This is a genomic window from Shinella yambaruensis, assembly GCF_022899355.1.
Taxonomy (GTDB): domain Bacteria; phylum Pseudomonadota; class Alphaproteobacteria; order Rhizobiales; family Rhizobiaceae; genus Shinella; species Shinella yambaruensis.
This window is the reverse complement of record NZ_JALJCK010000004.1, coordinates 155565-180644: the sequence shown is the minus strand read 5'-3', so window position 1 is coordinate 180644 and position 25080 is coordinate 155565. Positions and strand designations below refer to the sequence as shown.

23 protein-coding genes are annotated in these 25080 nt (G+C 60.7%); 12 read left to right on the top strand and 11 right to left on the bottom strand.

All coding sequences use genetic code 11. The annotated features are described in order from the left end of the window. Window positions 1-607: 607 nt before the first annotated feature. The 3 genes from MUU56_RS10830 to MUU56_RS10820 form a co-directional block, all read right to left on the bottom strand. Window positions 608-889, bottom strand: coding sequence for a helix-turn-helix transcriptional regulator (locus MUU56_RS10830; RefSeq protein ID WP_244767319.1), 282 nt, complete (start codon window positions 887-889; stop codon window positions 608-610). Between the two features lie 293 nt (window positions 890-1182). Next, window positions 1183-1689: a hypothetical protein gene (locus MUU56_RS10825; RefSeq protein ID WP_244767318.1), complete on the bottom strand. Its 507-nt coding sequence runs from the start codon at window positions 1687-1689 to the stop codon at window positions 1183-1185. Beyond that, window positions 1676-2761 carry a tyrosine-type recombinase/integrase gene (locus MUU56_RS10820; protein ID WP_342346180.1) on the bottom strand — a complete coding sequence of 362 codons (1086 nt, stop codon included), beginning with the start codon at window positions 2759-2761 and terminating at the stop codon, window positions 1676-1678. Before MUU56_RS10820 ends, MUU56_RS10825 begins: the two co-directional genes overlap by 14 nt. Before the next feature lie 423 nt (window positions 2762-3184). Between MUU56_RS10820 and MUU56_RS10815 the strand changes: the two genes are divergently transcribed. The 6 genes from MUU56_RS10815 to MUU56_RS10790 all read left to right on the top strand — a co-directional run bounded on the left by MUU56_RS10815 (window position 3185) and on the right by MUU56_RS10790 (window position 12079). Then, window positions 3185-5371, top strand: coding sequence for a type I restriction-modification system subunit M (locus tag MUU56_RS10815; protein WP_244767316.1), 2187 nt, complete (start codon window positions 3185-3187; stop codon window positions 5369-5371). Next, a complete protein-coding gene (locus MUU56_RS10810; RefSeq protein ID WP_244767315.1) occupies window positions 5368-6645 on the top strand; it encodes a restriction endonuclease subunit S in 1278 nt (425 codons plus the stop codon). Before MUU56_RS10815 ends, MUU56_RS10810 begins: the two co-directional genes overlap by 4 nt. Beyond that, on the top strand, window positions 6642-7229 hold the full coding sequence (locus MUU56_RS10805) for a hypothetical protein (RefSeq protein WP_244767314.1): 588 nt from the start codon (window positions 6642-6644) through the stop codon (window positions 7227-7229). Before MUU56_RS10810 ends, MUU56_RS10805 begins: the two co-directional genes overlap by 4 nt. Before the next feature lie 72 nt (window positions 7230-7301). Then, window positions 7302-8027, top strand: a complete 726-nt coding sequence (locus MUU56_RS10800) for a TIR domain-containing protein (protein WP_244767313.1) — start codon at window positions 7302-7304, stop codon at window positions 8025-8027. A gap of 6 nt (window positions 8028-8033) precedes the next feature. Beyond that, a complete protein-coding gene (locus MUU56_RS10795; protein WP_244767312.1) occupies window positions 8034-11105 on the top strand; it encodes a type I restriction endonuclease subunit R in 3072 nt (1023 codons plus the stop codon). A 44-nt stretch (window positions 11106-11149) separates the two neighbouring features. Next, the gene (locus tag MUU56_RS10790; protein ID WP_244767311.1) at window positions 11150-12079 is read left to right on the top strand and encodes a DUF5655 domain-containing protein; all 930 of its coding nucleotides are present in this window, start codon (window positions 11150-11152) and stop codon (window positions 12077-12079) included. Between the two features lie 19 nt (window positions 12080-12098). Here the strand turns inward: MUU56_RS10790 and MUU56_RS10785 are convergent, their stop codons facing one another. Then, window positions 12099-12677 carry an ImmA/IrrE family metallo-endopeptidase gene (locus MUU56_RS10785; protein WP_244767310.1) on the bottom strand — a complete coding sequence of 193 codons (579 nt, stop codon included), beginning with the start codon at window positions 12675-12677 and terminating at the stop codon, window positions 12099-12101. Further along, window positions 12678-12995, bottom strand: a complete 318-nt coding sequence (locus MUU56_RS10780; RefSeq protein ID WP_244767309.1) for a helix-turn-helix domain-containing protein — start codon at window positions 12993-12995, stop codon at window positions 12678-12680. It lies immediately after the preceding gene. Window positions 12996-13160: 165 nt separating this feature from the next. Between MUU56_RS10780 and MUU56_RS10775 the strand changes: the two genes are divergently transcribed. The 3 genes from MUU56_RS10775 (at window position 13161) to MUU56_RS10765 (ending at window position 14196) form a co-directional block, all read left to right on the top strand. Continuing rightward, the gene (locus MUU56_RS10775) at window positions 13161-13406 is read left to right on the top strand and encodes a hypothetical protein (RefSeq protein ID WP_244767308.1); all 246 of its coding nucleotides are present in this window, start codon (window positions 13161-13163) and stop codon (window positions 13404-13406) included. 242 nt (window positions 13407-13648) lie between these two features. Further along, window positions 13649-13927, top strand: coding sequence for a hypothetical protein (locus tag MUU56_RS10770; protein WP_244767307.1), 279 nt, complete (start codon window positions 13649-13651; stop codon window positions 13925-13927). Window positions 13928-13938: 11 nt separating this feature from the next. Further along, the gene (locus MUU56_RS10765; RefSeq protein ID WP_244767306.1) at window positions 13939-14196 is read left to right on the top strand and encodes a hypothetical protein; all 258 of its coding nucleotides are present in this window, start codon (window positions 13939-13941) and stop codon (window positions 14194-14196) included. Between the two features lie 634 nt (window positions 14197-14830). Here MUU56_RS10765 and MUU56_RS10760 read toward each other — a convergent pair. Beyond that, the gene (locus MUU56_RS10760) at window positions 14831-16000 is read right to left on the bottom strand and encodes a DUF3095 domain-containing protein (RefSeq protein WP_244767305.1); all 1170 of its coding nucleotides are present in this window, start codon (window positions 15998-16000) and stop codon (window positions 14831-14833) included. Between the two features lie 228 nt (window positions 16001-16228). Further along, window positions 16229-17347 carry an AI-2E family transporter gene (locus MUU56_RS10755; RefSeq protein WP_244767620.1) on the bottom strand — a complete coding sequence of 373 codons (1119 nt, stop codon included), beginning with the start codon at window positions 17345-17347 and terminating at the stop codon, window positions 16229-16231. Between the two features lie 367 nt (window positions 17348-17714). On the opposite strand from MUU56_RS10755, the gene MUU56_RS10750 reads away from it, so the two are divergent. Together MUU56_RS10750 and pgi are read left to right on the top strand one after the other, a co-directional pair. Then, window positions 17715-19415: a long-chain fatty acid--CoA ligase gene (locus tag MUU56_RS10750; RefSeq protein ID WP_244767304.1), complete on the top strand. Its 1701-nt coding sequence runs from the start codon at window positions 17715-17717 to the stop codon at window positions 19413-19415. 115 nt (window positions 19416-19530) lie between these two features. After that, a complete protein-coding gene (pgi, locus tag MUU56_RS10745; RefSeq protein WP_244767303.1) occupies window positions 19531-21156 on the top strand; it encodes a glucose-6-phosphate isomerase in 1626 nt (541 codons plus the stop codon). Window positions 21157-21158: 2 nt separating this feature from the next. Here pgi and MUU56_RS10740 read toward each other — a convergent pair whose 3' ends face one another. From MUU56_RS10740 to MUU56_RS10725, 4 genes are all read right to left on the bottom strand, one after another. Beyond that, complete coding sequence (locus tag MUU56_RS10740) at window positions 21159-22244, bottom strand: glycosyltransferase family 4 protein (RefSeq protein WP_244767302.1); 1086 nt, start codon at window positions 22242-22244, stop codon at window positions 21159-21161. 84 nt (window positions 22245-22328) lie between these two features. Further along, a complete protein-coding gene (locus MUU56_RS10735; protein WP_244767301.1) occupies window positions 22329-23258 on the bottom strand; it encodes a carbohydrate kinase family protein in 930 nt (309 codons plus the stop codon). 79 nt (window positions 23259-23337) lie between these two features. Continuing rightward, window positions 23338-24036, bottom strand: a complete 699-nt coding sequence (locus MUU56_RS10730) for an orotate phosphoribosyltransferase (protein ID WP_244767300.1) — start codon at window positions 24034-24036, stop codon at window positions 23338-23340. 149 nt (window positions 24037-24185) lie between these two features. After that, the gene (locus MUU56_RS10725; RefSeq protein ID WP_263193576.1) at window positions 24186-24656 is read right to left on the bottom strand and encodes a DoxX family protein; all 471 of its coding nucleotides are present in this window, start codon (window positions 24654-24656) and stop codon (window positions 24186-24188) included. 154 nt (window positions 24657-24810) lie between these two features. Here MUU56_RS10725 and MUU56_RS10720 point away from each other — a divergent pair, with 154 nt between their 5' ends. Continuing rightward, window positions 24811-24999, top strand: a complete 189-nt coding sequence (locus MUU56_RS10720; protein ID WP_244767298.1) for a hypothetical protein — start codon at window positions 24811-24813, stop codon at window positions 24997-24999. Window positions 25000-25080: the final 81 nt, after the last annotated feature.

Below are 25080 nucleotides of genomic sequence, written 5' to 3'. Positions count from 1 at the left end.
CGGTTCCATCAGAAACGTCTTGGCCGGGTCGCGACCGGCTGTACGCTTCTTGTCGCTCAGCCAATTCACGGTTCCGGGTAATCTGAGAAGTCGGCTGACGTCGATTGGCCCGGCCCCACCCTGAAACGCGACGAGCAAGGCACGATTGTGCGCCTCAGCATCCTCTGCCGGAACAGGCTCTGTCATGCGCCAGATCGCCTGATAACCACCGCCGGTGAACCAGAATGCAGTTGGTTTCGGAACACCTGCCGGGCGCAACTTGTCATCGCTCAGCAGACCTAGGATTTTGTCGCGCTGTTGCTCCTCGTTGCCGGGATAATCCTTGCAGTCAAGGTCAACCCAGAGGAAACGCGAGGCCGATATGTTAGCCTTGGCACGCCCGCCTGACATCAGTTCGGCGTTGGGCAGAAAATAGACGTTGCGTCGATACTCCTCGCCGTTGTTGACAGCGACAAAGCGTTGCGCGGCATCAGCGGCATACGGCTGATAGTCCTTCGGCTTCGGGCGCGTACCGCCCGCGCTTTCGTGTGTTTCCAGATAGAGCGGCGCTTGTGGGTTCAGCCACAGCATGAAAGCAATCGCCTGATGTGCATCGGGTTGGAGAAGGTCAGCCATGACGGACCTCCTCCGGGTTGCATTGCCGCTCTTCCAGCCAACGCATAACAGCGCTGAGGCGATAGCGGATCGCGCCGCTCTTGGAGCCGGGGCGCAGCTGAATGAAGGGCGGTCCGTATCCGTAAATGCGACCCTTTTCTAAGTAAGATTCACTCACACACGCGAGCGTTGCTACCTGCCCGGTCGTCAGGAACCGCTCCATCTGCTGTTGCGGTTGCTGGTCCAAAGAAAAGATCACGCCCTTCCGGGCGCGATAATGAATGATCGATTGCATGTCAGTAGCTTTCTGATGGCGCGACTGAGCGCGCACGGGTGAAATCGATGCCGGAGTAGGCAATCGGTCCCGTTCTCAGTTCTCAGCTATTTGACATGGCCGGGAGGCATCTCCCGCGAGAGTATGGTCCGTCAGGCCTCAGCGACGTCCGCTAATCCTGGGGTTACTCGCCACCAGATTTCTCCGGGCGGTGGATGTCAATTCATCCGCATGCAATTCATCGCATAAGGTTGGTCAGCATTCAATGGCAGCAATCGGTAATGAAACAAAAACTCATCAGGCCATTGAAATTACTATTCTCGGGTGGCGATACCCCATTCCGCCAGTTCGTCGCAGATGTGCTGCACCGCTTCAGATTGGAGAGCTTCGCGGACCTCATCGTAGTCCCGAGCATGTAATCCAAATCGGTCCTGATACATTGCACAGAGCGCATGGACGGCAGGCACCTTCTCTGCTGGCGCTGCGCAGCCTAAAATCTCTACTGCAGCAAGCCTAGCAAGTGTGGGCACGGAGCGTGTCTCTACACGCGAGGCTCTTTTCCCCGAGCACATCGCATGCATCTCCGCATCGCATACGTCCCTCTGTCTTTCGCGCAAGATGAATAGTAGCGCCTTTTCCAGGTTCCGTTCTTTAGCAGTCGTTGGCCCGACAAGTGCAGACATCGCGGCGTTCAGCCGTTCCCATTGACGCCCCTCGGTATCGGCGTCCGTGTGGGCATTGATGATGGCGACCAAAACACGTTCCAGCACGCTTGTTCCATCGCCGAAGGTCGCCCGGTATGTGGAGTCACTGCCTGACATTGGCCAACTCCAATATCCGGGCCGCGACCAGTTCCACCGGAGCGCGCAGTCGCTCGGCATTGACGACGATGTAACCGCCCGTGACGTCGCCATTGGCGCGGTGGTTCAGCAGGCGCTTGAGCGCGTAGTAGGGAACGTCGAGGCTTTCGGCGATGGTGATAAAGGTGCGCCGCAGATCGTGCAGCGTGAAGTTCACGCCGGAGCCGGTGCTGACGCGCAGCAGGAATTTCTTGGTCTCCACCAAATGGCCGTTCTTGCCGGGGCCGGGAAACACCCAAGGCGACCCATCCGCCTGCTCCTTGCGTTTGGTCAGCAGGTTCGCAAGGAACGCCGACAGCGGCAGGTTCAGCGGGTCGCCATTCTTGGTGGTGGGCAGATGCAGCGTGCGGGCTGCGAGGTCCACATTTTCCCAGCGCAGCTTCATCAGCTCGCCCCGGCGCATTCCGGTGAATAATGCGGTCAGCAGAAAATCGCGGGAATAATCCGGTTCAGCCATGACGGCTTTCCACCACATGGGCAGGTCCAGCGCCGTGACCAAAGTCTGCCGCCGCCGCTCGCGATACCATGCCCGCGCCTGCGAGAGGATCAGCACCGGGTTCGGCGGGAAGTCGTCCTGCGTGGCGGCAATGAAATTGTAGACCGACCGCAGGTGCCGCATCGCATTGTTGGCGGTCATCTCGCCATGCACCTTGGCAATCTCCTGATGCTTGGCGAGCACCATCTGCCGGGTGATCTGGTTCATGGGCTTCTTGCGCCACGCCTTAAGATAGAGCTTGGCGGTGCGTCCGTAATTGCTGACCGTGTGCGGCGACAGCTTGTTGCGCGCTTCGAAGAAGCGCTCGAAGGCCACGGCCAATGTGACGCGCTCCACCGTTTCCTTGCGCTTTTCTTCGTTGGGGTTGCGGCCCTCGGCCATTTCACCCAGCAAGGCGAGGGCCTTCTTGCGCGCCACCTCCGGCGCAAATAGGTCCGCCCGCCCTATGGTGACGCGGCGGGTCTCTCGGTTCACCTGCCCTTCGGCGAAGTAGACCTTGGAGCGGCTGCCGACCCGAAGGCCGAAGCCGGAAAGCAGCGTATCTCGGTAAAGGATCTGGCCGCTGGCAGCGAACGGAATGTCGTCAATGGTGCGGCGGGTAAGACGTAGGTTAGGCATTTGAGACCTCCTGTTGGCCTCAACTCAAACTAACTAAACTGTCTTGAAAATACAATCAATATCAGATACTTATCTAACATTTGCCAGTTTGATCCAGCACGAGGAAACGCCGTCCAACGTCTGCGCACGCACGATCAGACGCACATGAGCAACGGCAGGTTCAGTTTAGCCCAGTGACACGGCTAAGCACCCCTGCGACGTCACTCATCGCAAAAATGACGTGCGATCATCCCGCGACCGGCCATTCTCGCTTGACCAAACCAGATTGAAGGATTCTATCTGCCATACAAACCACTTAAGTCCTACCGCCAGATTGCAAAAACGTGAGAAGTATAGTCGTCAATGAATATTCAGGCCCATGACCAGTTGAAGTCTCATATCTGGGAAATTGCGAACCGTCTGCGTGGGCCATACCGCCCCCCGCAGTATCGCTTGGTCATGTTGCCGATGGTCGTTCTACGCCGCCTCGACTGCGTTCTTGAGCCGAGCAAGGATGCGGTTCTGAAACAATACGAAAAGCTCACTGCGCAAAACATGCCGGAAAGCGCGATGGAGCGCCTGCTTGGCCGCGCCGCCGATCCTGACCGCAAGCATCCGCTCTACAATACCAGCCCATATACGTTCGAGCGGCTGCTGGGCGATCCTGAAAACATCGCGCCGAACCTCGTCTCCTATATCAACGGGTTTTCGGCTACCGCCCGGACCATCTTCGAGAAGTTCAAGTTCACCGACCAGATCGAAAAGCTCGACGCCAGTAACCGGCTTTTCACCATCGTCAAGGCGATGGCCGATGTGGACCTGCACCCGGATCGCATCGACAACCTGCAGATGGGCTATCTGTTCGAGCATCTGGTGATGCGCTTCAACGAACAGGCGAACGAGGAAGCGGGCGACCACTTCACTCCGCGCGAGGTCATCCGCCTGATGGCGAACCTCGTTTATACGGGCGAGCAGGACGTCTACACGCCGGGAATTTTCCGCACCATTTACGATCCGGCCTGCGGCACGGGTGGGATGCTGTCGGAGTCCGAAAAGTTCATCCTCGGTCAGAACAGCCAAGCCAACCTTGCCTTGCATGGGCAGGAGTACAACGACGAGTCCTGGGCAATCTGCTGCTCAGACATGCTCATTAAGGACGAAGACACAAAGAACATCGTGCTTGGCGACACGCTGGGCGATGGCAAGACCCGTGACGGCTTCGAGGGGAGCAGCTTCCACTACATGCTCGCCAACCCACCATTCGGCGTGGAGTGGAAAGACCAGAAGGCAGTCGTTGAACGCGAGCACAAGGAAATGGGCTTTTCCGGTCGCTTCGGCGCTGGCCTGCCCGCTATCAATGACGGTTCGCTGCTCTTCTTGCAGCACATGATTGAGAAAATGCACCCCTATGAGCAGGGCGACGAGAACGCGACCGGCTCTAAGATCGCCATCGTCTTCAACGGTTCGCCGCTGTTTTCGGGCGATGCCGGATCCGGCCCATCGAACATTCGTCGCTGGATCATCGAGAACGATTGGCTCGACGCCGTCGTCGCGCTGCCGGATCAGCTTTTCTACAATACGGGCATTTTCACCTATGTCTGGCTTGTCACCAACCGCAAGGCCGCCGAAAGGCGCGGCAAGGTGCAGTTGATCGATGGCACGCGGTTCTTCGAGAAGATGAAGAAGAGCCTCAACAACAAGCGCAATGAGATCACTGACGATCAGATCAATGCCCTGACGAAAATCTATGGTCGCTTCAAAGATGGCGAGCAGGCACAAGTCATCACCGATCACAAAACCGGCGAGAAAGAAACTCGTGTAGTCTCTCGGATCTTCGAGAACCGTGAATTCGGGTTCTTGAAAGTGACGGTCGAGCGCCCCTTGCGCATGAATTTCGAGGCGACACCACTGCGCATTGCGCGGCTGGACGAACAATCAGCGTTCGCCGCTCTCGCCATCTCCAAGAAGCACAAGGATGCAAAGGCCGTCGAGGCCGAGGAAGCCGCTGGCCGGGACGAACAGGGTGCCATTCGCGCCTTGCTGTCAACTCTGGAAGCCAAGGGCCGCTACATGGATCGCGAGGTGTTTGATGCCGACCTGACCCGGGCGGCCAAACGCGCTGGGCTGAAACTGGCGACTCCCATCAAGAAGGCGATCTTTGCTGCAGTGGGCGAGCGCGACCCGGATGCCGAGATTTGCCGCGACAGTAAGGACAGGCCGGAGCCCGACAGCGAGTTGCGCGACACCGAGAATATCCCGCTGCCCGAGGGCACCACACTGCCGCTGCCCATGCAGTTCGGGCCGGATAAGCCCAATGACAGATTGGTCGAGGCATTCCGCGACGTGATCGACGCCTACATGGCCCGCGAAGTGCTGCCGCATGCGGGCGATGCGTGGATCGATTATGACAAGACCAAGGTTGGTTACGAAATCCCGATCAACCGGCATTTCTACGTTTACAAGCCGCCGCGTCCGCTGGACGAGATTGAAGCGGATATCTCCGCACTGGAAGGCGAGATTGCCGGGCTTCTGAAAGGGCTGGTCGCATGAGTTACTTCGCTCACAGCGACGAGCTGCCCGATTGGGCGGCGAAGGTTCCAGATGGCTGGGGAATGGATTGGCTGAAATGGTCGGTCGAATTGTCGACCAAGCGCCCAACTGAATCGGAGCAAGAGTCCCTTCCTTACATCTCGAACGAGGATATTGCGTCGTGGACGGGACAGCTTCTTATTGAGGAGCCTAGACCGGCTGAGGCGGATAGCCGGGTCTTTCAGAAAGACGATGTTCTTTTCAACAAGCTTCGCCCCTATCTCGCAAAGGTCTATCACGCAACATTCGATGGCGCGAGTTCAGGTGAGTTGCTGTGTCTTCGACCGTCTAAAGTTGTTGAGCCACGTTTCCTCTTTTATGTGCTTGTATCCAAAGGATTCATCGACGCCATCAACTCCGAAACCTTCGGATCAAAGATGCCCCGCGCGGACTGGGAAATTGTCGGGCATCAACCGTTACCCTTGCCCCCCCTCGAAACCCAGCAGCGGATTGCACGGTTTCTGGATGAGAAGACGGCGCGGATTGACGGGCTGATCGAGAAGAAGCGCGCGCTTCTCGACCGACTGGCCGAACAGCGGCAGGCCCTCATCACCCGTGCCGTCACCAAGGGCCTGAACCCCGACGCGCCCATGAAGTCCTCCGGCATCGATTGGCTCGGCGACATACCGGCGCATTGGGAGGTGCTACCCTTAAGACGGGTGTTGCGTAGCTCAACTTACGGCATATCTGCATCACTGGAGCCTGCGGGAGGTGTTGCTGTACTCCGCATGGGCAACCTTACCGAAGGGGAGATCGATTTTGGCGATCTGAGGTTCCTCGATGACGTTGACCAGAATCTTATGCTTGAGGTTGGTGACGTTGTATTCAATCGCACCAATAGTCTGGACTTGGTGGGCAAGGCCGCGATCTTTCGAGGCGGCGCTGACTTCCCAGTATCGCTTGCGTCCTATCTCGTGCGTTTCCGTTTCACCGAACGGTACCTCCCGGAATACTCCAACTTCGTAATGGGCACAGACGGGTTGCTGCGCTTGGCCCGCACGCTTGCGTTACCTAGTATCGGACAGGCAAACCTTAACCCATCAAGATATGCTCAGATTGAATTCCCAATTCCGCCTGTTCCTGAGCAAGCTGGAATTGTCAGCTATCTGGCGGAACAGATCGAAAAATTGCGCCGTGTCTCGGAGAGGATCAGCCAGTCGCTGCGCCAACTCACAGAGTATCGCGCTGCTCTAATAACGGCAGCGGTCACGGGTCAGGTGGCTGACCTGGCATGACACTCGACGCGTCCAGCTACTTCGATCATATCAAAGCGTACATCAGCGACGAGTACATCGTTCATCGTGGCGAAGGGGGCGAAATCGTTCTTCGCGAGAAGTACTTCCGCGAAGGCGAGACCAAAAAGACAACGCGCGAGGTGAAGCTGCCCTACAAGGGCAAGGCATTCGCCATCAAGCTCGACGGACGCAATAATCCGCTCTTCCATTTCCTTGATGACAACGGCAAGGAATGGTCCAAACGCTGCGACTTCGTCGTCTTCCAATGCTTCAACCGGAAGCTGACGGCATACCTCTTCGAGTTCAAGACAAAGAGCCTCGATGCGGGCTCGATCATCGACCAGCTAAAGTCGGGAGCGCATTGGTGCGCCTGTTTGCGAAAGGTCGTCGCTCAATATACCGGCGACAACAGACCCTTGAAGGTCAAGAAGTTCGTCCTGACCGAAAATAACAATCCTGACGCATATCTCGATGCCGATAAGAAATATCTCGCACGGGACCCGTCCGTTCGTCACTATCACTACGATGACATTGAAACACTCGGGCTCGATGAGCTTGAAAATGACTCCGTAAATACGGTCTGAGTACAATGCTTTTGAACGCGATTTTCAAGGATATCGGCCACCATCGCGGTCGAATGAAGGCTGGGGGATGCAATGGCAATTGAGTTTCACGATGGGCCAGACGCTCTGATGGAGTTGGTAGCCTCGCATGAGGTCAAAGGCGAATGGTCTGATGACGGAAACGGGCGGCTATCGTTCAGGTCACAGCGGGGTGGTGTGCTGAACTACTGGCCCCGAAAGGGAACCGTGCAGTGTCAGGGTAAGGCCGAGCCAAAAGCCGAACTGGAAGCCATTTTCTCGTCCACTGGAGCTGCCGTTCCCGCTGCCCCACGGGCAAAGCCAAAAGACGGCAAAACGAAAATCTTCGTCGTTCATGGGCACGATATGACGGCTCTGGAACAGCTTGAGCTTGTTTTGAGGAGGCTCAATCTCGATCCTTATATTCTGCAAAACAATGATGGTGGCTCAAACACGATTATCGAGGCGCTTGAACAGCAGATCTACGATGAAGCCGCATTTGGCATTGTCCTCATGACGCCCGACGATTTCGGCTATGCGAAAGCAAAGGGTGAAGACGCCAGCCAACCTCGCGCTCGTCAGAACGTCATACTTGAACTTGGGATGGTCCTTGCCTCGTTGGGGCGAAACAGGATGGTGATCCTCAAAAAGGGTGCCTTGGAGACGCCCAGCGATGTTGATGGCGTACTGCGGTTGGAGTTCAACGACCACGTCAAAGAGATCGCAGTCAAGCTAGCTCGTAGAATGAAGTCGGCTGGCATTGAGATAGACGACGGTTTGATCGCGGGATGCGGAGCCTAATCGGGGATGGCGGGGCATACTGAAAGCGATTTTGAGACAGCCATTGAAGCCGGACTAGTTGGCGCGGGTGGCTATGCCACTCGCTCACAGGCGGCTTACAACGAGTCATTGGCGTTGTTTCCCGGGGATGTAACAGGCTTTCTCAGGGACAGTCAGGCGGCAAGGTGGGCACAGCTTGAAGCCCTTCTCGGGGCGAAGACCGAAGCGACGGTGCTAGACAGTCTCGCCAAGGAACTCGACATCAAGGGCACGCTCCACGTCCTGCGGCATGGCTTCAAATGCTACGGCAAGACATTCCGGCTGGCCTATTTCCGGCCCAATTCAGGGATGAATCCCGAAGCTGCCGCGTCCCATGCCGCCAACCGGCTGACCATCACAAGGCAGGTCGCTTTCACCTCGGCAATGAAAGGCGCCGATGGCAAGAACCGGCGCTGCATCATCGACGTGACGCTGAGCCTGAACGGCCTGCCTGTGGCAACTGCGGAACTGAAAAACCCGCTCACCGGCCAGCGCGCGGCGGATGCAGTTCGCCAGTATTGCGATGCGCGCGACGAGCGCGATTTGCTGTTCGCCTTCAAGAAACGGGCGCTGGTGCATTTCGCGGTGGACCCGGACGAGGTGTGGATGACCACGCGCCTCAAGGGCAAGGAGACGGTTTTTCTCCCGTTCAACAGGGGCAACAATCATGGCGCGGGCAATCCGCCGGTCGAGGAAAACTGGAAAACTCATTACCTCTGGGACGAGGTGCTACAGGCCGATAGCCTGATCGATATCCTGCAACGCTTCATGCACCTGGAGGTGAAGGAACGGCAGGTCAAGACCGACAAGGGCGTGCGTACCATCCGCAAGGAAACGATGGTGTTCCCGCGCTATCACCAGCTCGACGCGGTGCGCAAACTCGTTACCCATGCGCGCGAGAACGGCGCAGGGCGAAACTATCTTATTCAGCACTCGGCAGGATCGGGGAAATCCAACTCTATTGCGTGGCTGGCGCACCGGCTAGCGAGTCTGCACGACGCCAACGACGAGAAGGTGTTTCATTCGGTCGTGGTCGTCACCGACCGCCGCGTGCTCGACCAGCAATTACAGAACACCATCTATCAATTCGAGCACAAGACCGGGGTGGTCGAGAAGATCGACGAAGACACCCAGCAACTCGTTCACGCCCTGTCGCAGGGCACGCCGATTGTCATCACGACGATTCAGAAATTCCCCTTCATTTCGCAGGCGCTCTCCACTCTTGAAGGCAAGGGAACAGGCGTGAAGATCGACACGGCAGGCAAGCGCTTTGCGGTCATCGTGGACGAGGCACATTCCTCTCAAAGCGGTGAGACTGCCACCGCGCTCAAGGGCATGCTGAACAAAGACGGTATTGAGGCCGCAATCGCGGCACAGATGTCGGACGAGGAAGACGACGACCTTTCCGACGAGGCCAAGGCGGCGATGCTGCGGGATGCCTTAAAGCGCGCTCGTCAGCCAAACCTCTCGTTCTTCGCATTCACCGCAACCCCGAAATTCAGAACCAAGGTGCTGTTTGACGAGCCGGGACCATCGGGCACATCGCCGTTCCACGAGTACACCATGCGGCAAGCCATCGAAGAAGGCTTCATCATGGATGTCCTCCTAAACTACACGACCTATAAGCGCTTCTTCGGCCTCATCAAGCAGGTGGAGAACGACCCCGAAGTGCCGCGCAAGAAGGCGGCGAAGGCGCTGACCCGGTATCTGGAGCTGCACCCGGTCAATATCGAGCAGGTCGTGTCTGTCATCGTGGAGCATTTCAGGCTCTACGTCATGCACGAGCTTGGCGGGCGCGCCAAGGCGATGGTTGTCACCGGCTCACGGCTCGCCGCCGTCAAATACAAGTTGGCCTTTGACCGCTATATCAGGAACAACGGCTATACGGGCATTCGGTCACTGGTGGCCTTTTCGGGCACGGTCGAGGACCCGGAAGACCCCGGCGCGTCCTACACCGAAGTTTCCATGAACGAGGGCTTAGCCGAAAGCGAACTGCCCGAAACCTTCGAGCGCGACGATTACCGCGTGCTCCTGGTCGCCGAGAAGTATCAAACGGGCTTCGACCAACCCTTGTTGCAAACCATGTACGTGGTCAAGCGGTTGGCGGGGGTGCAGGCCGTGCAGACGCTCTCCCGGCTAAACCGGATGGCTCCCGGGAAGGCGCGCACCTTCGTGCTCGATTTCGCCAATGAGGAAGACGACATCTACAAGGCGTTCAAGCCCTATTACGAGGCGACGCCGATTGGCGAGAATGCCGATCCTCATCGGCTTTCGGAATTGCAGCACAAGCTATTGGAATGGACGATTTTCGCGCCGGAGGACGTCAATGCCTTTGCCGAGGTATGGTATCGTGGCAAGCGTGATCACTCAGCCACCGACCACCGCTTGATGAATGCGGTGCTCGACGCGGTCGTGCAGAGGTTTGGCGAGAGGGAAGAGCAGCAACAGGATGAGTTTCGTGGCCAACTGACCGCCTTCCGCAACCTCTACGCCTTCCTCTCGCAGATCATCCCTTATCAGGACAGCGAACTTGAAAAGTTGTACGCCTTCGTCCGCAACCTGATCGCCAAGCTACCGCCGCCTGGCGACGGCCAAGCTTTCGCCTTGGACGACGAAGTCGCGCTCCGCTTCTTCCGCCTCCAACAGATGACCGAAGGGTCAATCGACCTCGGCTATGGCGAAGCCACGCCGCTTAAAGGACCGACCGATGTTGGTACAGGCGGCTTCAGCGAGGAAGCAGTTGCACTGTCCACGCTGGTGTCGAAGCTGAATGAGCGGTTCGGCACGAATTTCACCGAAGCCGACCAGTTCTTTTTCGATCAGATACGTGCGAGCGCAGAGGAAGACGACAAGATCGTCGAAGCCGCCAAGGCGAACAACCTCGCCAACTTCTCTTCCTATCTGGAGCGGATGCTGGACGAATTGTTCATCGACCGCATGGAAGGCAACGAGGAAATCTTCTCGCGCGTGATGACCGACAAGGAATTTCGCTCGGCTGCGCACGAGCATCTTGCGCTCGAAATCTTTAGGCGCGTCCGGGAAGGAAAATCAGCCGAGTGATGGATTTTGGCGTAAGCCAGTAGCAGAAATTGCCGGGGGGCAACATGAGCGATATCAAACTTTTCCGCACGGACAGCACTTCGGTCACAGAGCTTCGCGGCAGCGCGGTTGCGCTGGAGAAGTCGCTACAGACGCTCATTGAACGCAACATGGAAGCCTTTCTCGGGGTGAGGTTTCTAGCCTCCGAGTTTCCGACGACGAACGGTGGGCGCATGGACTCACTCGGCATCGACGAGAACGGTTCGCCGGTGATCGTCGAGTACAAGCGGGCCAGCAATGAGAACGTCATCAACCAAGGCTTATTCTACCTCGACTGGCTAATGGACCATCGCCGCGATTTCGAATGGCTTGTTCTGGAGCGCTTCGGCGCCGAACAGGCAAAGGCGGTCGATTGGGGCACCCCGCGCCTGATCTGCATTGCCGGCGACTTCACCAAGTACGACGCCCATGCGGTCAACCAGATGAACCGGAACATTGCGCTTGTTCGCTATCGCCGATTTGGCGACGAGCTATTGCTGTTCGAACTGCTTACCTCGGCATCGGAACGACCCGCGCGCGAAATCCCTGCCAGCATCGACACTCAAGGCGAGCCTGCGGCAGCGCGACCACGATCTCGCCAGAAGACGGTTACGCAGTACCTCGCGGACGCAGATCAGGACCTTGTCGACCTCTACGAGGCGACGAAGGCGTACCTGCTAGCGCTGGGTGATGATGTCGAGTTGAAGACCCTGGACAACTACGTCGCCTTCCGCCGCCTAAAGAACTTTGCGTGCGTCGAGGTCAAGCCCCAGATCAGGCACCTCAAGGTGTTCGTGAAGGTCGATCCGGACACTATTGAACTTGAGCCCGGCTTCACCCGAGACGTGCGCAACATCGGCCATTTCGGCACGGGCGACCTTGAAATCATCATCACTGATGTCACCACGCTGGACAAAGCCAAGGCTCTGATGGACCGCAGCTATGACGGGGCATGAAACACTGGGGCCGTATTCGCTAGACGGCCGCTTTTCTGCGCCCATACCCAAGCTGGTAGTCGACGCCGGTCATCCGAAAGCGCCACTTCAGCATTTCCTCGCTGGCCAAGAATTTGTTCATGGCGGCAGTGTCGGTTAGGCCGGCTCGCCGGATGCGTAGCAGTGCGGGCCGAGGCAACAAGAGTGTGCCACCCAGCCAATCCGCTTCGTCTTCCTGATCCTGACTGTAATTCGAAGGGACCAAATGACCGTCCTCCGAAAGGCTGGCGGAATGGAGTTCATGGCCAAGAGCTATGTGAGCCAGCTCATGCATGATGACGCTATTAATTCGAGGTGCAGACTGCGATGAGTTGTACAGAACCAAGTGGCGATTGCCAATTCGCAGCGTGAAAGCCGACCAACTTTGACCATCCACGACAGTCAACTGGCGTAGATCTAGCGCGGGCAGTCCGGTGACGTCGCGCTCGTTCCAGACAGTAGCGCCGAACTGCTCTGCTAGATCGACGCCATGAAGCGGCTCATCATGAGCAAGGCCAAGAGATTTCCTAATCTCGACCGATCTACGCTCGCATTGAGACTTGAACCCCCGACGCAGCAACTAATGTCCTTCCGCTTCGATTTTCTCGACAAACTGCTTGCTGGCCAGTTCGATTAAAACGGCCAGTGATTTTGCGGTATCGGGAGATATTGCCTGATTCTTCTTAAAGGCGATCTGCAAACCGCCTATTCCTGTGAACTTGGCCATATCTTCTTCAAGCCACGCACAAACCTTCTCAAGAGTACCCATGTCGGGAACGTGACCGCGCTCAATTCTGGACAGCGTAGTAGGGCTGATTCCGATCTCGGCGGCGGTGGCGCGGACACCCATGCTTCCCTTCTTCTTCTGCACGAGACCTGCAAGGTCTTCGATCTTCATACCTCTCCCCTTGTGTGCCTTAGAATAGAATTTGTGTGCCACAGACTGGACAGATGAAGCGCAAATCACTAGCGTCCGTACCAGTCAGTGGGACACTTAGTGAATCACTCCTGATTCGGCGGGTCAAGGCCAAATGACCGACTGCGACCATTTGGAGATCGGACAATGGTGAAGGTGGAATTCAAGCTGAACGGGCGGTCAGTGCGGCCCAACAACATCGCCAATCAGTTGGAGAGAGCGATGCTGAAGCAGGTGCAGGACGGGATTACTAAGAAGCTGCGGAGCGTCCGCGATCCCGAAACAGGTGCGGCACCGACGGTCAAGGTCATCGGGCGGTCTCTGAATAACCTCTCGTTCGAGGTCGCCGGCTCTCCCACGCTGATCGAGGAAGTAAAGCGCCGCCTGCGGTAGGCGTACAACCAAAACTCCAAGGAAAGGAGGTGATTTATATGGCGAACAAGGAAGTTACCAGCGCAAAGGCAGCGTCGGCCGCTGCAAAGGTGCTCAGCAACCCCAACTCGAGCAAGGCTGCCAAGACTGCGGCAGCGTCGGCTCTCACACAGCGTCCCAACAAGAAGTAGGGCGGGTATCATGGCGGGCCGGAGGTATTCGGCCTGCCACTCTCACGCGTTATCGGCTCAAGGAGGCCCACCGTGATTTACGCGATCAACTACGACCTGAAGCGTCCGGGTCAGAATTACGACGCGCTCCACGAAGCCATAAAGAGCTGTGGTGACTGGTGGCATTTCTTGGGCTCGACGTGGCTTGTTGATACCGCGCTGAGTGCGCAGGGCATCTGGAACAAGCTGGAACCTCATGTCGATAAGAATGACTTCTTCCTCGTGATTGGCGTTACCCGCGATTATCAAGGCTGGCTGCCTCAAGAGGCGTGGGACTGGATCAATACCCGCAGCCTTAAGATGGCAGCATAAGGAGAAACGAAATGCGCATTCAAGGTGCTGTCATCAGCGAACAAGGTCAGACCTTCGCAGTCGTAGTGGTTAAGCCCCATGTTGTTCAAAACAGATTAGAGGCCGCGAACGCGATTGGCAGCTTCATGCGGGTTTTTGGGATTCCGGTTGTCCTGATGGCTCAGGACAGCCGAGGTCGGCCCACGTACTATGGTCGGCCCGATATCGCGAAGTTCATGTCATCGGTTTCAATTCATCGCATTCCGTGGCGTGAGTACACGATCAACTGACGTAGAACGCAATATTCGCATTGATGTTCAAGAAATCGGGTGAACCGCCGCCTCCGTCCACTCATGGATTCCGCGACCTCACCCCAACTGCGAGCACCGCTGGGATGCCCCACGCCAATCAGTTGTTGCACATCGTGCAACAACTGGCTCCAACGGCAAATCCACGTGCGGCAACTTGTAAGGATTGCTTTCAAGTTCGAACGTGGAGCTACGAAAAATCCGGCGTCCCGTTCGGACACGCAATTCGCGGCTAGGACAGGCCGTCATTGTGCGATCAAGAAGCTGAGGAAACCGGGACATCCCGACGCCCACGGACTCCCTCCCCGCCCCAAACTGTGAGCGCCGTTGATAGGGGGAGGTCCGGCTGGTGCCGTGCCGATTAGTAGCGCCAACCGCGAACTGTAGGCTGCTAGTAGTGTCGCGGGATCAAAGGGGTGGCAACCGGGTGATACCCTGTGCTACCTCTCAACTCCTGAAAGTGGATTCCGGCCAATGGCTTGTCCAGTAGGGTCCAACGATTTCGTACAGTGTCTAAATCTCTGATATTGTTACGAAAAACAATTCGTAATGATGGGGTCACGTGTTCGAGTCACGTAAGCGGCACCACTCACTTCCAAACCCGTAAAATGCCTGTTCACGACGCGGTCGGCGCGTCGGATATCTGTTTTTTCAGGCGGGTGGCGGCCATGGCGTAGCCGCCGGCGGCGCCGTCGATGAAATGCATGTGGTCGCGCCGGAGCGCCGTCGGCACGATACAGGTCATCAGCGCCGAATCCTGCCGGTGCAGGCCGAAATGGCAGATGCCGGCGCCTGCGGCCTGCTCCAGCCGGGCCTCGATCTGCCGAAACCGTGCCGGGTCGATATCGATGGTCATCTTCAAGCCATCGTCGAACTTGCGGAAATCCGCATTCCGGGCCACATCCCGGCGGTACGCCTTGGGGTCGAAGCGGCCGAGCGTCAGGCCGAGGCGGTAAAGGCCAGCGGTCAGGAGATGCTGCCCGAGGATGACGAACCAGTGCCGGATGCGCCCTCCCTTCGGGGCCGCCTTCGTTTCCACCGACAAACCGGCGCCGGACAGGCCGATCTGCGGGCCCTCCGGCGCGATCGGATGGCCCTCCCGCTCCTCGCCGCCGGCCAATGCGACGATCTCCAGGACCAGGGCTTCGAAGGCCTGCGCGTTGCCCTGTCCAGCGGGAAGCGCGATGATCGAGACGATGTCGCCGTGGCGGGAGCGGATCGGGTTCCATCGACAGGAGAGGCCGGTAAGGTCCGGATGGGCCTCCGGCGGTGCCGGCGGCACGGCAAAGCGCCCCTCCTTCATGCGCGCTTCGGCCCAGCTCGACCCGCCGCCGGCAAACATCGCGTAGGAAACGTCCGGGGTGACCTGGAACCGTGCGACGCGCACTTCGCGCCCGGCGGCGATGATCTCGGCGACGGGAACGAGCGCGACGCGCAGCGTCAGCCCGAGTTCCTTGCCGACCCAGTTCTGCACCGCCGAAAGGGCACTGCACGCCCTTTCGGCACCGGAAGGCGGCACGGCGACAATGGCGCCATCACCGCCGAAGACGAAGGGAAGATCGTTGTTGCCGAGCGCATTCAAGACCGCCGAGATGACGCTGGCGCCGGCCATGTTGACCGCCTTGTAGCGGCCGGCCTCGATCGCGCCGGAGGAATCGACGATATCCGCCGTCGCCAGCGCCCAGCCGGCGGGCAGCGCATGATAGTTGTGGCTGTCCGCAACGCCGGCGAAATCGACGAAGACGGGAAGCGCGCTGAAGAATGTTTCGCTGGAAAGCTCGTTCATGCCGCAAGGCTACCATATCGGCGCGGGCCAGACGACGGTGGTTCGGCGGCCAGGAGCGGAGAACCGCCTGTCGCCGGCAACGTGCCTGGAGCACAGGCGTCTGGGCGAAGCACACCGGCCTTCGACCGCGCGAGGCAGGAAGGCCCGCCGAGACCGGCGGGCTTGCGGCGTGCAGGCGGATTCTTTCGTCACGCGGCTGACGCATGCGCTGAGGGCTTCCAGCCTCGGTCAGCCGACCTTGTGTTCCGGATCGAGCCGCGAGCCGGTGTCGGACGGCGGCTCGAGGATGATCGGCGACGGCGGTTCGGTGGCATCCACCTCACGGATCCATTCGCGCCAGATGGCGACGAGGAGGGCCATGAGGACGGGACCGATGAAGAGGCCAAGGAACCCCATGGTCTTCACGCCGCCGATGAGGCCGAAGAAGGTGGGCAGGAACGGCAGCTTGATCGGACCGCCGACGAGGCGGGGCCGCAGCGTCTTGTCAACGATGAAGAGCTCGACCGATCCCCAGACGAAGAGGGCGAGGCCCGCGACGGGCGAACCGCTGGAGACGAGATAGATGGAGACGAGCGTGAAGGAGAGCGGCGCGCCGCCGGGGAAGAGCGCCATGATGCCGGTCAGGACGCCGAGCGTGACGGCCGAGGGCACGCCGGCGATCCAGTAGGCAATGCCGAGCACGATGCCTTCGCCGATGGCGATCAGCGTCATGCCCGTGACGGTGGAGCTGATCGTCGCCGGCACGATGCGCGAGATGCGCTCCCAGCGCATCGGCAGGATGCGCTCGCCCAGCCGATCCACCTGGCCGGCGAAGGACTGGCCGTCGCGGTAGATGAAGAAGAGGGCGATCAGCATGAACAGCATGGCGAGCAGCAGGCCGAAGGCCTTGCCGCCGGCCGCCAGCGCAACCCGGTAGATATTGCCGATATTCGCGCCGCTGACGATCTGCGTCAGCTCGCCGATGGCCCCCGGGTGATCGAGGAAGCGCGTCCATTGCATGTCGAGCCAGCCGCCGATCACCGGCAACGCGCCGATCCAGTCCGGCGTCGGCGCGCCGGTGCGGTTCGTCTCGACGGCCCAGCCGATCCAGTCGCGGATCTCGTGGAAGGCATAGGTCGAGGCGATCATGATCGGCCCGACGATGAAGGCGAGGATCAGAAGGATGGCGATGGAGGCGGCGAGCGTGCGATTGCCGTTCACCTGGGCGAGCAGGCGCGAATAGAGCGGCCAGCTGGCAAAGGCGATGACAAGCGCGGCAAGCACCGGCACGACGAAGCCGTGGAAGAAGTAGATGCCGGCGAACACGATGAGGACGAGGAGCCAGCGCGCCGCCGAGATGGGCGATATGAGCGCGACGCTGCTCGGGCGCGCCGCGCCGAGAAACCGGGGCTCACTTCTGCGATGTTCCGAATGCAGCAAACTCGTCCACTCCCTTGGGGCCGGGCTCCGGCCGACTGTCTAGATAAGGTGTATCCCAAGAATGTTAAACATATACGTGGTTTTTTTGGCGGGGCGCGCCGAGAGGTCGCAGACAGGCGCGGTCGCCCGTTCACGAAAGATGGAACGGCGGGCCGCAGGTGGATTGTTGACGTTTACGTCAATGTAAGTTACCGATGGCCCTTGATGACGCTTGTCAAAAGCTTCATCCTGTGTGCATCGGATGGTTGGAGGACCCTTCGGTGCCGGCGGGACCGCGCGCAAGAGGAGGAACATCATGTCGGCCACGATCCAGGACACTTCCCAGCAACCGACCGGCCGTTTCTGGCTTGCCTCCTACCCGGAAGGCATGGCGGAGGCGATCGCCCCGCTCGAACATGCCTCGATCGGCGCCCTCGTCGAGAGCTGCTGCGCGCGCTATGCCGATCGCCCGGCCTTCACCAGCATGGGCAAGACGCTGACATTCCGCGATTTCGAGGCGGCCTCGGCCCGGATCGGCGCCTGGCTGCAGGCAAAGGGCCTCGAAAAGGGCGACCGTGTCGCCGTCATGATGCCGAACATCCTGCAGAACCCGGTGATCATCTTCGGCATCCTGCGCGCCGGGTTCGTCGTGGTGAACGTCAACCCGCTCTACACGCCGCGCGAGCTCGAACACCAGCTGAAGGATGCCGGCGCCAAGGCACTGTTCGTGCTGGAGAATTTCGCGAGCACCGTGGCGCAGGTCGTCTCACGCACGGCCGTCAGGCATGTCGTCGTCGCCACGATGGGCGACATGCTCGGGCTCAAGGGCCTCATCGTCAACCTCGTCGTGCGCAAGGTGAAGAAGCTCGTGCCGGCCTGGTCGCTGCCGGGCCATGTGCCGTTCACCCAGGTGACGGCGGAAGGCGCGCGCGGCACGCTGAAACCCGTCGACATCGCGCCGGACGACACCGCCTTCCTGCAATATACCGGCGGCACGACAGGCGTTTCGAAGGGCGCGACGCTGACCCATGCCAACCTGCTCTCCAACATGGAGCAGATCAAGCTGTGGATCGAGCCGACCTTCCATATCAAGAAGCGGCCGGACCAGCTCGTCTTCATCTGCGCGCTGCCGCTCTACCATATCTTCGCCTTGACGGTGAACGGGTTGATGGGCATCGCGCTCGGCGGTCACAATGTGCTGATCGCCAATCCGCGCGACATCCCGGCCTTCGTCAAGGAGCTGGCGAAATACCGGGTGCATATCTTCCCCGGGCTCAACACGCTGTTCAACGCGCTGATGAACAATCCGGACTTCGCCAAGCTGGACCTTTCCGGCCTCGTGCTGACGCTCGGCGGCGGCATGGCGGTGCAGCGGCCGGTCGCCGAGCGCTGGCAGAAGATGACGGGCTGCGCCATCACCGAGGGCTACGGCCTTTCGGAAACCTCGCCGGTGGCGACCGCCAACCGCTTCGACAAGCCGGAATTCACCGGCACGATCGGCCTGCCGCTGCCCTCGACGGACATCGAGATCCGCGATGACGACGGCAGGACGCTGGCGCTCGGCGAGGTGGGCGAGATCTGCATCCGCGGCCCGCAGGTCATGGCCGGCTACTGGCAGCGGCCGGACGAGACGGCCAAGGCGATGACCCCGGACGGCTTCTTCCGCTCCGGCGACATCGGCTTCATGACGCCGGAGGGCCTTATCAAGATCGTCGACCGCAAGAAGGACATGATCCTCGTCTCCGGCTTCAACGTCTTCCCGAACGAGATCGAGGAAGTGGCGATGTCGCATCCCGGCATTCTCGAATGCGCGGCGATCGGCGTGCCGGACGAGCATTCCGGCGAGGCGGTGAAACTCTTCGTGGTGCGCAAGGACCCCGCGCTGACCGAAGCGGACGTGAAGGCCCATTGCGCGGCGAACCTGACCAACTACAAGCGGCCGAAATTCGTCGAGTTCCGCAACGAGCTGCCGAAATCCAATGTCGGCAAGATATTGCGCAAGGATCTCCGGGGCTGACGTGCGCCCCGGTTAAACCGATTTAATTTTTTCGCCAAGTGGCATTTGCGGTCTTGATTTGCTCCTGCCAAAGCGACTAGCTAGCCGGCATCGTCCCAAGCCAAGGAAGACGCCGATGAACGCGCTTGTCGAAAAGCTGAAATCCATCGTTCGCGATACCAACGCCACAGACATAAGGGCTGCCTTCGCGGCCGATCCGCAGCGGTTCTCCCGCTACAACGCCACGCTCGGCGACCTCCTCTTCGATTATTCCAAGTGTGCGGTCAACGATGCGGTGCTCGACGGGCTGGAAGCACTCGCCCGGCACGCGGACGTCGAGGGCAAGCGCGACGCGATGTTCTCCGGCGCCATCATCAACATCACGGAGGAGCGCGCGGTGCTCCACACGGCGCTGCGCAACCGCGCCAACACGCCGGTGCTCGTCGAGGGCAAGGACGTCATGCCGGACGTCAACGCCGTGCTCGACGCCATGGGCGCCTTTGCCGACGGCATCCGCTCCGGCGCGCTGAAAGGCGCGACGGGCAAGAAGATAACCGACGTCGTCAACATCGGCATCGGCGGCTCGGATCTCGGCCCCGTCATGGCGACGCTGGCGCTCGCCCCCTATCATGACGGTCCCCGCCTGCATTTCGTCTCGAACATCGACGGCGCGCATATCGCCGACACGCTGAAACTTCTTTCGGCCGAAACCACGCTCTTCATCGTCGCGTCGAAAACCTTCACGACGATCGAGACGATGACGAATGCCGCGACGGCGCGCAGGTTCATCGCCGATGCACTCGGCGAGGCGGCGGTCGGCAGCCATTTCTGTGCGGTCTCCACGGCGCTCGACAAGGTCTCCGCCTTCGGCATCGAGGGAAACCGCGTCTTCGGCTTCTGGGACTGGGTCGGCGGGCGCTACTCGATCTGGTCGGCTATCGGCCTGCCGCTGATGATCGCCATCGGCAAGGAGGACTTTGCCGCATTCCTCGCCGGCGGCCACGCGATCGACACGCATTTCCGCGAAGCGCCGATCCGGGAAAACATCCCGATGCTGCTCGGCCTCATCGGCTATTATCACCGCAACGTGCTGGGTTATCCCTCGCGCGCCATCCTGCCCTACGATCAGCGCCTGTCGCGCTTCCCGGCCTATCTCCAGCAGCTCGACATGGAATCGAACGGCAAGTCCGTGACGATGGATTCGACGCCGGTCGAGGGCCAGACCGGCCCGGTCGTCTGGGGCGAGCCCGGCACCAACGGCCAGCACGCCTTCTACCAGCTCATCCACCAGGGCACGGCGATCATCCCGGCGGAATTCATGATCGCGGCGAACGGTCACGAGAAGGACCTGCGCCACCAGCATCAGCTCCTGATCGCCAATTGCCTGGCGCAGTCCGAAGCGCTGATGAAGGGCCGCACGCTGGCCGAGGCCAAGGCGCAGCTCACCTCGAAGGGCATGGACGAGGCGAAGGCGGACAGGATCGCGCCGCACCGCGTCTTCTCCGGCAACCGCCCGTCGATCACCATGGTCTATGACAGCCTGACGCCCTTCGCGCTCGGCCGATTGATCGCCCTTTACGAACATCGTGTCTTCGTCGAGGGCGCGCTCTTCAACATCAACTCCTTCGACCAATGGGGCGTGGAGCTCGGCAAGGAACTGGCGACGGGCCTGCTGCCGGTCGTGGAGGGCAAGGAAAGCGCCGCGGGGCACGATTCCTCGACAGCCGGCCTCGTGGCCGCGCTGCTGAAGGCGGCGACGTAGTCTCAGCGCAGGCTGAGGCGGCGTGCCGCGAATGCATCGCGCGGCACGCGGGCGAGGTTGCCCAGGAACTCGCGGGCGCAGGCGCGCCAGCTATAGGCCATGGCACGGCCGCGCGCGGCCTCCTTGGGGATGTCGAGCGCGGCAAGGGCCGCTTCCCGCAGATCCTCCGACAAGGCGCCGCCCTCGCCCAGAACGTCCCGCGGGGCCGTGACCGGAAAGGCGGCGACCGGAACGCCGCTTGCCAGCGCTTCCAGCATGACATTGCCGAACGTGTCCGTGCGGCTCGGGAAGACGAAGACATCGGCCGCGGCATAGATCGCGGCAAGCTCCTCGCCGGTCTTGCGGCCGAGGAAATGCACGTCCGGATACCGCTGGCGCAGCGCGGCAAGATCCGGCCCGTCGCCGACGACGACCTTGCTGCCCGGCAAATCGAGGCCGAGAAAGGCGGGCAGGTTCTTTTCCACCGCCACGCGCCCGACATTCAGGAAAACGGGCCGCGGCAGGCCGAGATCGCGGCGCCGCGCCGGATCGAACAGTTTCGTATCGACGCCCCGCGACCAGCGCTTGATGCGCACGAAGCCCCGCGCCGCCATTTCCGCCCCGAGCGACTTGGTCGCCACCATCATGCCGTTGCCGGCATTGTGGAAGCGGCGCAGCCACCAGTAGCTGAGGCTTTCCGGGACGGGCAGGCGCGCGCTGATGAATTCGGGAAAGCGCGTATGATAGGCCGTCGTGAACGGCAGGCGGCGCTCCAGGCAGGCGCGCCGTGCCGCCATGCCGAGCGGGCCTTCGGTGGCGATGTGGATATAGTCCGGCGCGATCTTCTCGATCTCGGCCAGGACACGGCGCTTCGAGGCTATGGCGAGCCGGATCTCCGGATAGGACGGCAGCGGCACCGTAGTGAAACCCTGCGGCGTCAGGAAGGCGACCTCGATACCCTCCTCCGCCATCGAGCGGGCCAGCTCCTCCAGCGTATGGACCACGCCGTTCAGCTGCGGGTGCCAGGCATCCGTGACGACGAGGACGGTGGGCGCCGGGCCGTTCGGGCGGGCGGCATCGGGCGAATCTGGAGCGGTGTGATCGAGCATGCCCCCTTTGACCACGCTGCGATGACAGGCGGATGAAGGCGCACTTTGGGCCTGGCACGCCCTTTTCGGGGTGCGCCCGTCGGCTTAAGCCAGCCCGATTTCCTTGGCCCAGGGCGGGTTGGCGCCGGCGCGCGAGACGGTGACGGCGGCGGCCTTGGCACCGAGCGCCAGCACCTTTGCGATCTGGTCTTCATCGAGCCGGGCGACCTGGTACTTGGTGAGGAGGTTCTGCATCTTCAGCGAGGCGAGCACGCCTGCATCGAACGTATCGCCGGCACCGACCGTGTCGACCACGCTCACGCGCTCGCTCGGCACGATGACCTTGTGGTTCGCGCTGTAGCCGACGGCGCCTTGCGCGCCGCGCGTGACGACGACGAGCTTGGCGCCATGATGCAGCCAGTGGCGGGCAAGCGCCTCCTCGTCCCCCTCGAGGCCGAACCAGGCGAGGTCCTCGTCGGAAAACTTGACGATGTCCGCCATGGCCGCCATGCGACGGATGCGGCCGAGATGGGCGTCCTTGTCCTTGATGAAGCCGGGCCGGATGTTGGGATCGAGCGAGATGACGCGCTTTTCGTGCTCGCGCCGCAGCAACGCCTCGTAGGTGGAGCCGCAGGGCTCGGGAATGAGGCTGATCGCGCCGAAATGCAGCGCCTCGCAGTCATCGCCGAGAAGCGGCAGCTCCGCCTCGGTGATCATGCGGCCGGCGGTACCCTCGTCATAGAAGGCATAGCTGGCGTGGCCGTCGACGAGCTTGACGAAGGCGACCGTCGTCGGGCGCGAAAGCGTTGCGCAATAGCTGTAGTCGACGCCGCTTTCGCCGAGCGTCCTGCGCAGGATGTCGCCCATCATGTCGTCGGAAAGGCCGGTGAAGAAGCCCGTCGGCACGCCGAGGCGGCCGAGCGCGATCGCCGTGTTGAAGATCGCCCCGCCGGCATAGGGTGCATAGGCATCCTCGCCGAGCGTCGTCGTCCGCGGCAGCATGTCGATCAGCGCTTCACCACAACACAGGATCATTCCCGTTCCTCCCTAGGCAATTCCGGCAGAGCCGATTTCAATCGATTTAAACGATCTCGATGGAAAGCGCCAGAGGCTTTTACGAGGTCGGCAGTTCCGCAACGCCGCCATGGGCGGCCGACCAGACGAGCGGCGCATCGAAAAAGGCGGCGACGGAGGCGAGCGTCACGTCGTCGAACAGCTTCTCCTGCCGCGCCACGGCCAGCACGTCGCGCCAGGTGGCGATGTGATGCAGCCTGACGCCGCCATTGGCATAACGCGCCTCGGCCTCCTTGAAGATGCCGTAGTAGAACAGCGACATGCCGTGGTCGACCACGCCGCCGGCGGCGCGGATCGCGTCGATGAAGGTGAACATGGAGCCGCCGACGGTGACCAGGTCCTCGATGACGAGCACGCGCGCGCCCTCCGGCATCACGCCTTCGATCTGTGCGTTGCGGCCGTGGCCCTTCGGCTTCTTGCGGACATAAATCATCGGCAGGGCGAGGCGATCGGCGAGGAGGGCGGCGAAGGGAATGCCGGCCGTCTCGCCGCCGGCGATCACGTCGAAACGTTCGAAGCCGGCTTCACGCACGAGGGTCGCGGCGGCGAAATCCATGATCGCCGAGCGGATGCGCGGATAGGAGAGCAGCTTGCGGCAGTCCATGTAGACCGGGGAGGCCATGCCGGAGGCGAGCTTGTAGGGCTCCTCGGGGCGGAAATGCACCGCCTTGATCTCCCAAAGCATGCGGGCCATCAGCTCCGCCATCACGGCCCGGTCCGGAAAGGAATTGGAAAACATCGGCATCTCCCGCATGACTGTCTGCCCGTGCGCATAGCAGCAAGAGCCTCGGCTTTCCAGCGGCAGCGGCCTTTTCCAAAGGCCTGACGGCGAAAAACCCTCCCCGGAGGCCGGGAAGGGTTTCTGGAGGATCAGGGTCCGGCGCCTGTTCAGGCGGCCGAGCGGCGGGCGTCGATCGAGAAGGCGCCGGGGCCGAAGGCGGCGAGCACGAGGAAGCCGCCGGCGATCGTGATGTTCTTCCACATCATCAGGCCGTTGAAGACGGTGAGCAGGCCGTTGGCGCCATCCGGGAAGCCTTCGATGGCGATCGTGCCGCTGTGGAACACGAGGGCCGTGAACACGCTGAAGGCGGCGAGAAGGTAGGCGGCGATGCGTGTCTGGAAGCCGACGAGGACGAAAATGCCGGCGACGAGTTCGAAGATGCCGGCGAGATAGGCAAGCGCGGTCGCAGCCGGGAGGCCCGCACCGGCGATCATGCCGGCCGTGCCCGAGGGATCGATGAGCTTCGGATAACCGGCGGTGATGAACATGAGGGCGAGAAGAATGCGTCCGACGAGGACGACGGCGTTCTGTTGCATGGAAAGCTCCTGAGGCTTCGGCGTTTGCGTTGACGAAGAGATATCAGCTTTCTTTCGTCAAACTAGACGGCCGATCGAAAGACAGATCGTTCTCTTTTTGTGAACGATATCGCCTGTTCCCGGCGGAACAGAAGAGGCGTCGCCGCCGTGCGACAACGAGATCACGACACCCCGCCTCCCTCCTGCCGGAACCTCCATGCGTCATTCTCTCCTCGCCCTTGCCCTTGCCGCCGTCTCCTTCACCTTCATCGCGGCCGGCCATGCCGGTACGCCCTATGCGCAGGGCTACTACGGGCATTACCAGCAGACCTGCATCACCAAGCGCATCCGCACGGAAGACCCACATGGCAAGACCATCACCAAACGCGTCCGCATCTGCCAGTAGGAGACGAGGCCGTCCCGGAAAGCTCCGTTCTTTTCTGTTGCAAGCGCCCGGCGGCTGGGCGAAGATTTCAACCGAGCGGCG

Coding starts and splice junctions, on each gene's coding strand:
- MUU56_RS10760 (WP_244767305.1), bottom strand. CDS start 16,000: ATGAACGAGCTTTCCAGCGAAACATTCTTCAGCGCGCTTCCCGTCTTC.
- MUU56_RS10830 (WP_244767319.1), bottom strand. CDS start 889: ATGCAATCGATCATTCATTATCGCGCCCGGAAGGGCGTGATCTTTTCT.
- MUU56_RS10805 (WP_244767314.1), top strand. CDS start 6,642: ATGACACTCGACGCGTCCAGCTACTTCGATCATATCAAAGCGTACATC.
- MUU56_RS10815 (WP_244767316.1), top strand. CDS start 3,185: ATGAATATTCAGGCCCATGACCAGTTGAAGTCTCATATCTGGGAAATT.
- MUU56_RS10720 (WP_244767298.1), top strand. CDS start 24,811: ATGCGTCATTCTCTCCTCGCCCTTGCCCTTGCCGCCGTCTCCTTCACC.
- MUU56_RS10730 (WP_244767300.1), bottom strand. CDS start 24,036: ATGTTTTCCAATTCCTTTCCGGACCGGGCCGTGATGGCGGAGCTGATG.
- MUU56_RS10790 (WP_244767311.1), top strand. CDS start 11,150: ATGAGCGATATCAAACTTTTCCGCACGGACAGCACTTCGGTCACAGAG.
- MUU56_RS10800 (WP_244767313.1), top strand. CDS start 7,302: ATGGCAATTGAGTTTCACGATGGGCCAGACGCTCTGATGGAGTTGGTA.
- MUU56_RS10735 (WP_244767301.1), bottom strand. CDS start 23,258: ATGATCCTGTGTTGTGGTGAAGCGCTGATCGACATGCTGCCGCGGACG.
- MUU56_RS10765 (WP_244767306.1), top strand. CDS start 13,939: ATGCGCATTCAAGGTGCTGTCATCAGCGAACAAGGTCAGACCTTCGCA.
- MUU56_RS10780 (WP_244767309.1), bottom strand. CDS start 12,995: ATGAAGATCGAAGACCTTGCAGGTCTCGTGCAGAAGAAGAAGGGAAGC.
- pgi (WP_244767303.1), top strand. CDS start 19,531: ATGAACGCGCTTGTCGAAAAGCTGAAATCCATCGTTCGCGATACCAAC.
- MUU56_RS10825 (WP_244767318.1), bottom strand. CDS start 1,689: ATGTCAGGCAGTGACTCCACATACCGGGCGACCTTCGGCGATGGAACA.
- MUU56_RS10750 (WP_244767304.1), top strand. CDS start 17,715: ATGTCGGCCACGATCCAGGACACTTCCCAGCAACCGACCGGCCGTTTC.
- MUU56_RS10810 (WP_244767315.1), top strand. CDS start 5,368: ATGAGTTACTTCGCTCACAGCGACGAGCTGCCCGATTGGGCGGCGAAG.
- MUU56_RS10775 (WP_244767308.1), top strand. CDS start 13,161: ATGGTGAAGGTGGAATTCAAGCTGAACGGGCGGTCAGTGCGGCCCAAC.
- MUU56_RS10740 (WP_244767302.1), bottom strand. CDS start 22,244: ATGCTCGATCACACCGCTCCAGATTCGCCCGATGCCGCCCGCCCGAAC.
- MUU56_RS10795 (WP_244767312.1), top strand. CDS start 8,034: ATGGCGGGGCATACTGAAAGCGATTTTGAGACAGCCATTGAAGCCGGA.